At 67.0% G+C, this 12,059-nt stretch carries 8 protein-coding genes and 1 tRNA gene; 7 read left to right on the forward strand and 2 right to left on the reverse strand.

What is annotated here, in order from left to right; translation table 11 throughout:
• Window positions 1–99: 99 nt before the first annotated feature.
• Both PX554_RS01085 and PX554_RS01090 read left to right on the forward strand, forming a co-directional pair.
• Window positions 100–2,562 (forward strand): TonB-dependent siderophore receptor, encoded by a 2,463-nt coding sequence (locus PX554_RS01085; protein ID WP_275498212.1) that lies wholly within the window; start codon window positions 100–102, stop codon window positions 2,560–2,562.
• Window positions 2,563–2,622: 60 nt separating this feature from the next.
• Window positions 2,623–3,705 (forward strand): purine nucleoside permease, encoded by a 1,083-nt coding sequence (locus PX554_RS01090; protein WP_275498214.1) that lies wholly within the window; start codon window positions 2,623–2,625, stop codon window positions 3,703–3,705.
• A 30-nt stretch (window positions 3,706–3,735) separates the two neighbouring features.
• On the opposite strand, the gene PX554_RS01095 is transcribed toward PX554_RS01090, so the two are convergent.
• A complete protein-coding gene (locus PX554_RS01095; protein ID WP_275498216.1) occupies window positions 3,736–4,206 on the reverse strand; it encodes an Lrp/AsnC family transcriptional regulator in 471 nt (156 codons plus the stop codon).
• 98 nt (window positions 4,207–4,304) lie between these two features.
• Between PX554_RS01095 and putA the strand changes: the two genes are divergently transcribed.
• Window positions 4,305–7,901, forward strand: a complete 3,597-nt coding sequence (gene putA / locus PX554_RS01100; RefSeq protein WP_275498218.1) for a trifunctional transcriptional regulator/proline dehydrogenase/L-glutamate gamma-semialdehyde dehydrogenase — start codon at window positions 4,305–4,307, stop codon at window positions 7,899–7,901.
• 222 nt (window positions 7,902–8,123) lie between these two features.
• On the forward strand, window positions 8,124–9,677 hold the full coding sequence (locus PX554_RS01105) for an MFS transporter (protein WP_275498220.1): 1,554 nt from the start codon (window positions 8,124–8,126) through the stop codon (window positions 9,675–9,677).
• A 30-nt stretch (window positions 9,678–9,707) separates the two neighbouring features.
• Here the strand turns inward: PX554_RS01105 and PX554_RS01110 are convergent, their stop codons facing one another.
• Complete coding sequence (locus tag PX554_RS01110) at window positions 9,708–10,196, reverse strand: MarR family transcriptional regulator (RefSeq protein WP_093225398.1); 489 nt, start codon at window positions 10,194–10,196, stop codon at window positions 9,708–9,710.
• A 71-nt stretch (window positions 10,197–10,267) separates the two neighbouring features.
• Between PX554_RS01110 and PX554_RS01115 the strand changes: the two genes are divergently transcribed.
• The 3 genes from PX554_RS01115 (at window position 10,268) to PX554_RS01125 (ending at window position 11,927) form a co-directional block, all read left to right on the forward strand.
• Window positions 10,268–11,395, forward strand: coding sequence for a branched-chain amino acid aminotransferase (locus tag PX554_RS01115; RefSeq protein ID WP_275498223.1), 1,128 nt, complete (start codon window positions 10,268–10,270; stop codon window positions 11,393–11,395).
• A gap of 69 nt (window positions 11,396–11,464) precedes the next feature.
• A tRNA-Gln gene (locus PX554_RS01120) sits at window positions 11,465–11,539 on the forward strand.
• A gap of 151 nt (window positions 11,540–11,690) precedes the next feature.
• Window positions 11,691–11,927 (forward strand): hypothetical protein, encoded by a 237-nt coding sequence (locus PX554_RS01125; protein ID WP_275498224.1) that lies wholly within the window; start codon window positions 11,691–11,693, stop codon window positions 11,925–11,927.
• Window positions 11,928–12,059 lie beyond the last annotated feature (132 nt).

Below are 12,059 nucleotides of genomic sequence, written 5' to 3' on the forward strand. Positions count from 1 at the left end.
CAACATTCGTCCGGCGGTGCGTGGGCGGGGCAAGGACACAAACGGGTCGGCGACGGGCGAGACACAAGCCGCCCGTCGCGAATGGGGGAAAGTTCACCAATGGCACAAACATATCTTCCTGGTTTCAAGGCTGATCTCGCACGGCACTGTCACACCCGCACATCGCTGACCGCGCTCGCGGCGGCGTTGCTGTCGTGCTCTGTGATCGCCGCCCCGGCCTGGGCGACGGACGCGCCAGCGCCAGCGCCGGCACCCGATGCGGCGCCCGATGAGGACAAGGACATCGTCGTCACCGGCGCGCTGAACGCGCTGCCGAACCAGGATGTCAGCTCGATCTTCGGCTTCAACAAGAGCGTGCTGGAAACACCGCGTTCGGTCTCGACGATCAGTTCCGAGCAGATGGAGCGCTACGGCGTCACCGACATCTACGATCTCGTCGCGCAATCGCCCGGCACCTTCACCAACTCGTTCTTCGGCGTCGGCGGCGCACTCGATATCCGCGGCACGCCGGGCGAAGTGTTCTTCCGCGGCATGCGCCGGCTCGACAACCCCGGCAATTACCCGACGCCGATCGCCGCCGCCGATCGGATCGACATCGTGCGCGGCCCGTCCTCGCCGATCTACGGCCCGTCCAAGACGGGCGGTTACATGAACTTCGTGCCCAAATCGGCGCGCGTGAAAGGCGGCGCGCTGCTCGATCATGCCGAGGGTCAGGTCAGCTACACCGGCGGCAGTTGGTCGTACAACGACATCAAGGCCGAGCTGCGCGGGCCGCTGCGCTTCGGCGGCACGGAGTTCGGCTACAGCCTGTACGGCGAGGTCGAGGATTCCGGGAGCTATTACCGCAACATATCGACCCGCAACGTCGTCCTGCAGGCGGCGTTCGACAACCAGATCACCGATACGCTGCGCGTCGAATTCGGCGGCATGTACCAGAAATACGACGGCCAGCAGAACGGCGGCTGGAACCGCCTGACGCAGGATCTGGTCGATAACGGCACGTACATCACCGGGACGCCGCCCTCGCTCGACACCAACGGCGATGGGCAGATGTCACCCGCCGAAATCAAGGCCGCCGGCGGTACCGCCGTGTTCAACCCGTTCCGCCCGTCGGGCAGCGCCTATACCGACGCCAGCTTCTCGCCCCTGCTCGCGCTCACCAACCCCGGCACGACCAAGCTCAGCCGCCGCGACGTGCTCGCGGGGCCCAACGATTTTCTGAAGAACAAGCAATCGACCGGCTATTTCGACATCATCTGGGATGGCGGCAACGATCTGGAAATCAAGAATCAGTTCTTCTACGATGGTACGCGCAACCGGAACAACAACGATTACGGCTTCTCACAATTCCACAAATCCTATGTGATTGAGGACAAGATCGTCGCGGCGAAGACCTTCAAGACCGACATCGGAAAATTCGCGCTGCAACTGTCGCCGTCTATCCGCTACACGGATTTCCTGCACGGCGATGATTTCACCTACGAATATTTCCACCGCGTCGATCTGTCGGTTGGCTACACGCCCGCCTCCAACCGGCTGCTGTCGAACGAATGCGGCTGCAATTACACCAACTACATCAAGGGCCATGATACCGATTACGGGTTCGCCGGCCTGCTCGACGCCGACTTCGACTTCGGCCTCGATGTGATCCTTGGCGGCCGGTACGACAAGGTGGATGTCACCTCATCCTACAACCCGAGCAAGATGGAGGTCGCGCCGACCACGGTCTCGGGATCGGGCAGCAACGATGGCTGGTCGTGGAACGCCAGCGTGTCCTACAAACTGCCGTTCGGGCTGATCCCCTATGGGACGATCTCGCGCCAGACGACGATCATCGCCGGCCAGGGTTCCGAAATCGACCCAGTCACTGCAATCGCCGGCACCTTCATGACCGCCTCGAAGCTCTATGAGGGCGGCATCAAGGGAAGCTGGCTCGGCGGCCGGCTCTACGGTGCGCTCGCGGTCTATAACCAGGAGCGGGTCGATCACAACATCCAGTCGTCGACCGTCAACCAGTCGGTGCAGACCAAGGGCCTTGAGGCCGAGATGCGCTGGTCGGTCGACAAGCATCTGCTTCTCACCGGATCATACACGCACCTCAAGGTCTACAACCTGACCTTCTACGATGCCGGCTCGACATTCAGCTTCTTCGGGGTTGGCGATCTGCCCAACGTCACCAATCCCGCGCTGATCTTCGGCGGCCAGCCCGGCGGCCTCGTACCGATCCCGGACAAGGAGGCCTCGCGTCGGCAGGGCATCCCGACCAACACCTACACCGCGACCGGCACCTACAAGTTCGACAACGGCATCGCGCTCAACGCCAGCCTCGTCCATGTCGATTCGGTGTTCTCTGGCCAGTCGCGGACGGTCAAGCTGCCGGCATATACGTTGCTCGATGTCGGCGCATCTTACGAGACCGGACCGTTCCTGTTCCGCGTCATCGTCAAGAACGCCACCGATGCGACCTATTATCGCGCCAACTTCACCGAATTGTTCGGCGGCACGATCGTGCTGCCCGAGCGGCCGCGCAGCTTCCAGGCGACGATCCAGTACAAGTTCTGACATTCTCGAAGGGGCGCCCGCTTAGGCTGGCGTCCCTTCGCCCATTATGGAAACCCCGCCATGCGCCTGTTGACCCGCGCCACCATCCTCGCCGCCGCGCTGTTCGGCCTCGGCGCCCCCGCGCTTGCCGCCTCCGCGGAGTGCCAACCCGGCGGCGCCTGCACGCACCCCCTGCCCGTCAAGGTCGTGATCGTCACGATGTTCGAGATCGGCGCGGACAGCGGCGACGCGCCGGGCGAGTTCCAGATCTGGAAGGAACGCCGCCACCTCGACACGCGCATTCAGTTTCCGCAATCCTATCACGATCTTTATTACAATCCGGACACGCAGACGCTCGGCATGGTCACGGGGATGGGCAGCATCCGCTCGGCGACGGCGACGCTCGCGCTCGGGCTGGACCAGCGGTTCGATCTCACCCATGCCTACTGGCTGGTCGCGGGCATCGCCGGGGTCGATCCCGCCAAGGCGTCGATCGGCTCGGCGGCATGGGCACGCTATCTGGTCGATGGCGATCTCGCGCATGAGATCGACGCCCGCGAAATTCCCAAGGACTGGAATTCGGGCTATTTCCCGCTCCACAGCAAGGGGCCGAACGACGCCAGCCCGCCGACCGGACAAGGCGAGGTGTTCGAGATCAACGCCGGCTTGCGCGATTGGGCGTTCGCGTTGACCAAGGACATCGCTTTGCCCGACGAGGCCGGCCTGCGGGCCGCACGCGTGCGCTTCACTGGCTATCCGGCCGGGCAGCGGCCGCCCTTCGTCCTCAAGGGCGACAATCTCGCCGCGATGACCTTCTGGCACGGTAAGCTCATGACCGGCTGGGCCGAGGATTGGGTGAAATATTGGACGCGCGGACAAGGCGAGTTCGTCACCTCGGCGATGGAGGAGACCGGTACCTACCAGTCGATCACCTATCTCGACACGATCGGCCGGGTCGACAAACGGCGCTTCATGGTGCTGCGCGCCGGCAGCAACTATACGATGCCGCCGCCTGGCGTGGACGCCGCGACGTATCTGCTGCGCGAGAACGAAGGTTATGCCGGCATGCACGCCGCGCTCGAGAATCTGTACACCGTCGGATCAAAAGTGGTCGATGAACTGACCGCGCATTGGGACCGATACGAGAAGAACGTACCGGAATGAGCCGATCTGCGGGCCGGACGTTCCCGCCGATCAGCCGCCGCGTTCCTTCACCGTCTCCATCGCGACGAAGGTCGAGGTGCTCTCGACATGCGGCAGGCTCGAAATCTTCTCGCCGAGCACGATGCGGTAGCGGCGGATGTCGGCGGTGCGGACCTTCAGCAGATAATCGAAGCTGCTCGCGATCATGTGGCATTCCTCGACTTCGGGGATACGGCGCACGGCGGCGTTGAAATCGCGCAGGGCCGCCTCTCGGGTGTCGGACAGTTTGACCTCGGCGAAGGCGACGTGATCGAGCCCGAGCCGCGCGGGATCGACGATGGCGCGGAAGCCGCGGATCACGCCGGTCGCGATCAGCCGGCGCAGCCGCGCCTGGGTCGGGGACTTGGACAGACCGATCCGGCGGGCGAGATCGGTGACGGTCATGCGCGCGTCTTCGACCAGCGCCGCGACGATGCGGTGATCGAACTCGTCCAGATCGACTGTACGTGGCGGCTTCTCCATTCATTTTGCCTGCCACGTACACGTAAAAAAGTCGATCATGCACGATTTCAGCGCGACATCGGTCGGAACGCCGTCACGGCTGTTGCTAGACTGGCGCGATGACGACGCCCCCGCCCTTCGCCGCCTTCGCGCCCCCGATCCGCCCCGCCACGCCGCTGCGCGCGGGCGTAACCGCCGCCTATCGTCGCGACGAGGCCGAGGCGCTCGCCCCGCTGCTTGCCGCCGCGACGCTCGACGATGCGACCCGCGCCAAGGTGCGCGAGACCGCGCGCACGCTCGTTACCACCTTGCGCGCGCAGAAGCGCGGCAGCGGGGTCGAGGGGCTGGTGCAGGAATATGCGCTCTCCAGCCAGGAGGGCGTCGCGCTGATGTGTCTCGCCGAAGCGCTGCTGCGCATTCCCGACGACGCCACGCGCGACGCGCTGATCCGCGACAAGATCGCCGATGGCGATTGGGGCGCGCATCTCGGCGGAGGCAAGTCGCTGTTCGTCAACGCCGCGACCTGGGGGCTGGTCGTCACCGGCAGACTGGTCGGCAGCGTCGATGATCGCGGGTTGGGTGCGGCGCTGACGCGGCTGGTGGCGCGCGCGGGCGAGCCGGTGATCCGGCGCGGGGTCGATCTGGCGATGCGGTTGATGGGCGAGCAGTTCGTCACCGGCGAGACGATCGACGAGGCATTGCGCCGCGCGAAGGCGATGGAGGCGAAGGGCTTCGGCTACAGCTACGACATGCTCGGCGAGGCGGCGACCACCGCCGCCGACGCGGCGCGCTATTTCGCCGATTACGAACGCGCGATCCATGCGATCGGCGCGGCATCGGCCGGGCGCGGCGTGTATGGCGGGCCGGGCATTTCGATCAAATTGTCGGCGCTGCACCCGCGCTACGTGCGCGCACAGGCCGGGCGCGTGATGGCCGAATTGCTGCCGCGCGTGACCGATCTCGCGCGACTCGCCAAACGCTATGATATCGGCTTCAACATCGATGCCGAGGAGGCCGACCGGCTCGAACTGTCGCTCGATCTGCTCGAAAGCCTCGCGCTCGATCCCGATTTGGCCGGGTGGAACGGGCTCGGCTTCGTCGTGCAGGGCTATGGCAAGCGCTGCCCGTTCGTGATCGACTGGATCGTCGATCTCGCGCAGCGCAGCGGGCGGCGGATCATGGTGCGGCTGGTCAAGGGCGCTTATTGGGACGCCGAGATCAAGCGCGCGCAGGTCGATGGGCTGGCGGATTTCCCGGTCTATACGCGCAAGGTGCATACCGACGTCGCGTATATCGCCTGCGCGCGGAAGCTGCTGGCGGCGCGCACGTACGTGTTCCCGCAATTCGCCACGCACAATGCGCAGACGCTGGCGACGATCTACCATCTGGCCGGGCCGGACTTCGCGGTCGGCGATTATGAGTTCCAGTGCCTGCACGGCATGGGCGAGCCGCTGTATGAGCAGGTGGTCGGCGCGGACAAGCTCGGGCGCCCGTGCCGGATCTACGCGCCGGTCGGCACGCACGAGACGTTGCTGGCGTATCTGGTGCGGCGGCTGCTCGAAAACGGCGCCAATTCGTCGTTCGTCAATCGCATCAACGACGTGTCGGTGCCGATCGGCGCGATGATCGCCGATCCGGTCGAGGTCGTGCGCGCGATGCCGCAGCCGGGCGCGCGCCACGACCAGATCGCGCTGCCGGCGAACCTCTACCCCGATCGCGCCAATTCGCGCGGGCTCGATCTCAGCGACGAAAGCGTGCTCGCCACGCTCGAAGCCGCGCTGCTCGAGAGTGCCGCGACCGGCTGGATCGCCGCGCCGCCGGGCGGCGAGGGCGTGGCGCGCCCGGTGTACAACCCGGCGGATAGGCGCGACGTGGTCGGCACCGTGTTCGAACCGTCGCTCGCGCAGGCCGAGGCCGCCGCGGCGCGCGCTGCCGCGTCGCGCTGGGGCGCGGTGCCCGTGGCGGAGCGCGCCGCGATCCTCGACCGAGCCGCAGAGGCGCTTCAGGCGCGGATGCCGGTGCTGCTCGGGCTGATCGTACGCGAGGCGGGCAAATCGCTGCCCAATGCGATCGCCGAGGTGCGCGAGGCGATCGATTTTCTCCATTACTACGCCGCGCAGGCGCGGGCCACGTTCGGCGCGCAGCAGGCGCCGCTCGGGCCGGTGGTGTGCATCAGCCCGTGGAATTTTCCGCTGGCGATCTTCACGGGCCAGGTCGCCGCCGCGCTCGCCGCCGGCAATCCGGTGCTCGCCAAGCCAGCCGAGGAAACCCCGCTGATCGCGGCCGAGGCGGTGCGGCTGCTTCACGCGGCGGGGGTGCCGGGCGATGCGCTGCAGTTGCTCCCCGGCGACGGTGCGATCGGCGCGGCGTTGGTGGCGGCGCCCGAGACGGCGGGGGTGGTGTTCACCGGCTCCACCGAGGTGGCGCGGCTGATCCAGCGGCAGCTTGCCACGCGGCTGTCGCCGGCCGGCAAGCCGATCCCGCTGATCGCCGAGACCGGCGGGCAGAATGCGATGATCGTCGATTCGTCGGCGCTCGCCGAGCAGGTCGTGGCCGACGTGCTCGCCTCGGCGTTCGACAGCGCCGGGCAACGCTGCTCGGCGCTGCGCATCCTGTGCTTGCAGGATGAGGTCGCCGATCGCACGCTGGCGATGCTCAAGGGCGCGCTCGCCGAGCTAAGCCTGGGGCGGACCGACCGACTCGCGGTCGATATCGGCCCGGTCATCACCGCCGAGGCGCAGGTGTCGATCACCCGACATATCGAGACGATGCGCGCCCACGGCCATGCCGTCACGCAAGCGCCGCTGCCGGCGACTTGCGCGCACGGCACGTTCGTTGCGCCGGCGATCATCGAGATCGACCGCATCGCCGATGTGACGCGCGAGGTGTTCGGCCCTGTCCTGCATGTGCTGCGCTTCAAGCGCGAGCGGCTCGGCGATCTCGTCGCGGCGATCAACGGGACCGGCTATGGCCTGACCTTCGGGCTGCACACGCGGCTCGACGCGACCGTCGCCGAGGTGACCGCGCGGGTTCAGGCGGGCAATCTCTATGTCAATCGCAACGTCATCGGCGCGGTGGTCGGCGTGCAGCCGTTCGGCGGGCACGGCCTCTCGGGGACCGGCCCCAAGGCGGGCGGCCCGCTCTATCTGGGACGGCTAACCCAGGTCGCGCCGGATGTCGCCGAGCATAGCGGGCACATCCCGCAGCGCTTGCGCGACTTCGCCGACTGGCTCGCCGCTCGCGGCGATACGCGCGGCGCGGCGCGGGGGCTGCGCTACGGCGCGGCCTCCGCGCTCGGCGTCGAGCGCGCGCTGCCGGGGCCGGTCGGCGAACGCAACCTCTACGCGCTTCATCCGCGCGGCCGCATCCTGCTCAGGCCGGCGAGCGACGCCGGGTTGATCGAGCAGATGGCGGCGGTGCTGGCGACCGGCAATCGCGGGGCCGTCGAGGGGATGGCGCTGCCCGGCGGGCTGCCGGCAACCGTCGCGGCGGCGTTCACGGCGGCCGACACGCCCTGCGCGGTCGCGCTGGTCGAAGGCGATCCGGCGGCGACGCTCGCCGCGGTCGCGGCGCTCGACGGGCCGATCGTGTCGGTCCATCGCGCGGACCCTGCCCGCCCGCTCGCCTATGATCCGGTTTGGCTGGTCGAGGAGGTTTCCACTTCGATCAACACCACGGCGGCGGGGGGGAATGCGAGCCTGATGGCGATCGGGTGAGCCATCGTCGCCCCGGCGCAGGCCGGGGCCGCTGGGTTGCTTGGCGAGCCGGGTGCCCCAGCACTCAGCGGCCCCGGCCTTCGCCGGGGCGACGATGATGGCGAGCGAGCGGTTCCCTTTTCCGGCCTGCACGCCCATATGGAGCTGACAAGCACGCCCGCATTACAGACGGACGGCCTATCGCGGGAGAGCTGATCCTCGCCCGTTCAACGAAGTGCTTCTATGTCCCTTCTCCCCTTTCCCGGTCAGCCGGCACAGCGCCCGAGGCGGCGCGGGGTCGCCTCGGTCAATGCCGAGGTGCGCGACGGCATTGTCCCGGCGGCGGGGTCGCTCGCCAAGACGCAGGATCTCGGGCCGGCGGTGTCGGGGCAGAATTACCGGCTGGTCGCGCTCATCATCGCCAGCGCGTTGTTCATGGAATTCGTCGACGCGACCGTGCTCGCGACGGCGCTGCCGACGATGGCGCGCGATTTCGGGGTGCGCGCGCCCGAGATGAGCATCGCGCTCACTTCGTACCTGCTCGCGCTGGCGATCTTCATCCCGGCCTCGGGCGTGCTGGCGGATCGCTATGGCTCGCGCACCGTGTTCCGCGCCGCGATCCTGCTGTTCATGGCCGGCAGCCTCGCCTGCGGGCAGTCGCGCACGCTCGAGATGATCGTGGTGTCGCGCTTCGTGCAAGGCATCGGCGGGGCGATGATGATCCCGGTCGGGCGGCTGGTGCTGCTGCGTTCGGTCGCCAAGCAGGACATGGTCAACGCGATGTCGTGGCTGCTGGTGCCCGCGCTGATCGGGCCGATCGTCGGGCCGCCGCTTGGCGGGTTCATCGTCACCTATCTCGATTGGCGCTGGATCTTCTACATCAACCTGCCGGTCGGCGTGCTTGGGGTCTGGCTGGTCGGGCGTTTCATCGCCAACATCAAGGAGGATCAGCCCGCGCCGTTCGATCCGCGCGGCTTCGTGTTGAGCGGGCTGTCGCTCGGCTGTCTGCTGTTCGGGTTCGAGATGGTCAGCCGCCCCGGCGAGGGCGGCGCGGCGGCGGCCCTGGTCGCGATCGGCGTTGTCGCCGGCATCTTCTACATCCGCCACGCGCGCGGCCGCGAGGGGGCGATCCTAGATCTCACCCTCATGCGCGATCCGACATTTCGGCTGTCGGTGATCGCCGGTTCGCTGACGCGCATCACCCAGGGCGCGCAGCCCTTCCTGCTGCCGCTGATGATGCAGGTAGGCTTCGGCTTCTCCGCCGCGCGCAGCGGCACGATCACGGTGGCGACCGCGATCGGATCGCTCGCGATGAAGAGCGTCGCGCAGCGCGTGCTGCGGTGGTTCGGCTTTCGCCGCGCGCTGATCTGGAACGGCGTGATCGCGACGGCGGGCTATGCGATCTGCGGACTGTTCCGCCCGAACTGGCCGGTATGGGCAATGTTCGGGATGCTCGCGATTTCGGGCTTCTTCATGTCGTTCCAATTCACCGCCTACAACACGATCGCCTATGACGGCGTCGACAAGCGCCACATGAGCAGCGCGACCGCCTTCTATTCGACCTTCCAACAGCTGATGCTGTCGCTCGGCATCTGCGTCGCGGCGATCGCGCTGCATCTCGCGATGCTGGCGAACGGCCATGCGGCGCCTGCGCTCGAGGATTTCTCGGCGGCATTCTGGGTGGTGACGTCGATCTCGCTCAGCGCGACGCTGTGGAACGTCCGCTTCGCGCGGGACGCCGGCGCGGAGATCAGCGGGCATGTCGCGCCGGCTGCGGCGGAGAAGCAGGCGGCTTGAGGTGACGGGCGTGCCGCAGACGGCTCGCCTCTACTCGCCGAGCAGGCCGATCCGCTTGCGATCCTCGGCCGGGATCAGCCCTTCGAGCACCGCCCAGAAACCGCCGACCGCCGCCTGCCCCGCGCTCGCATAAGCGGCGGACAGCCGCTCGCGCAGCGCATCGAACAATTCGGTTTCGAGACGGCGCCCGGCCTCGCTGAGGCGGAGCAAGCGCTGGCGCCGGTCGCGCTCACCGGCGCGCATCTCGACCAGTTCGCGCTCGATCAGTTCGTTGAGCACGCGGCCGAGCGATTGCTTGGTGATCGCCAGCAGACCGAGCAACTGGCTCACCGTCAGGTCGGGCTGACGGGCGATGAAATACAGCGCGCGGTGGTGCGCCCGCCCCAGCCCCTGGTTCGCCAATCCCTGATCGATGGTGCGCGTCAAGTGGCTATTTCCGAAGTACAGCAGCTCGAGTCCGCGCCGAAGCTCGGGTTCGCGCAGGAAAAGCGGTGACGCGGCGGTGTTCTGGCCAGCCATGTTGACCGGATTTGGCCGCAACCCTATCAGGGTTCAACCCTGAATTTGTATCAAATTGTACGAAGGTTGCGATGCCCGATCAGACTCTCGATACCGCCGATCGGACCGCTGCCGACGCGCCGACCTTCACCTTAGAGCGCAACGCCAGCCCGATCGAGGCCAATGAGCGTGCGCGTCTGCTGGAAAACCCCGGCTTCGGGCGCGTCTTCACCGATCATATGGCGATGATCCGCTACACCGAGGAAAAAGGCTGGCACGACGCGAAGATCGTGCCGCGCGCGCCGTTCCAGATGGATGGCGCCTCGTCGGTGCTGCATTATGCGCAGGAAATCTTCGAGGGCATGAAGGCGTACCGCCTCGCCGATGGCAGCACCGCGCTGTTCCGGCCCGAGGCGAATGCGCGCCGCTTCCACGATTCCGCGGTCCGCATGGCGATGGAGCCGCTGCCGGAGGAACTGTTCCTCGCTTCGGTGCGTGAACTCGTCAAGGTCGAGCAGGACTGGATTCCCGAGGCCGAAGGCGGCTCGCTGTATCTGCGCCCGTTCATGATCGCGAGCGAGGTGTTCCTCGGCGTGAAGCCGTCGTCCGAATATCTCTACGCGGTGATCGCCTCGTCGGTCGGCGCGTACTTCAAGGCGGGCGCGGGCGCGGTGTCGCTGTGGGTATCGGAGGACTATACGCGCGCCGCGCCGGGCGGCACGGGCGCGGCCAAGTGCGGCGGCAATTACGCCTCCAGCCTGGTCGCGCAGGCCGAGGCGACCCGCAAGGGCTGTGACCAGGTGCTGTTCCTCGATGCGGTCGAGCGCCGCTGGATCGAGGAACTCGGCGGCATGAACATCTTCTTCGTGTTCGATGACGGCAGCCTCGCCACGCCGCCGCTGACCGGCACGATCCTGCCCGGCATCACCCGCGATTCGATCATCACGCTGGCGCGCGACATGGGGCTGACCGTGCGCGAGGAGCCCTATGCGATCGACCAGTGCCGCGCCGATGCCGAGAGCGGCCGGCTGCGCGAGGCGTTCGCCTGCGGCACCGCCGCGGTGGTGGCGCCAATCGGCCAGATGAAGATGGCCGACGGCGATTTCACGATCGGCAGCGGCGGCCCCGGCCAGACGACGATGCGCATCCGCGAGGCCCTGACCAGCCTCCAGCGCGGCAAGCTGCCCGACCCGCACGGCTGGGTCGAGCGGATCGCCTGATCGCACGGCCCTTTGCAAAAGGGTCTTTCCACCAGCGAATGCTGCGCCTAAAGGCCTGCGTTCGCGCGTTGGGGCGTCGCCAAGTGGTAAGGCAGCGGCTTTTGGTGCCGCCATTCGCAGGTTCGAATCCTGCCGCCCCAGCCAGCCGGATCACCATGGTACGGTTGATTCGCAGCGCGTCATGCAGAGATCCTTCCATCGGACAGGAGGGCTGGGTTGGACCCGGTTTGCCCGGATTCGACGGCTATTCTGTCAGAATTGATTTTGTCTGCGCCGAGACCGTGTGGAGTTGGTCATGGCGAAGAAGATTGCACTCACACCCGCGGCGATTGACGCGCTGCAAAAAAGCGGCCTCGCCGACCTTTCCACACCTAGCCTGTCGATCCGGGTCTCAAGAGCAGCAAGAAGCGCTGGCAATATCGTCGGCAGGTCGCCGGTACTACGTGGTCGCCATTCTGTTCGGAGGTCTCTTTCCGGCCTACTCGACCGCAGACGTACGTGGCTGAGCGCGACCGTTAAAGTACTGGGTTGAAAAGGGAATTGACCCGCGCGAGGCGTTCCGCGCTCAGAAGGCGCGTTCCAGCATGACGGTTGCGCGCGCACACGAACTGGCCCCGTTGCTTCAGCTTGCCACCGATCCGTTCGCCCTCTATCGCCGCACGCA

The organism is Sphingomonas pollutisoli, assembly GCF_029167165.1.
Classification (GTDB): domain Bacteria; phylum Pseudomonadota; class Alphaproteobacteria; order Sphingomonadales; family Sphingomonadaceae; genus Sphingomonas; species Sphingomonas pollutisoli.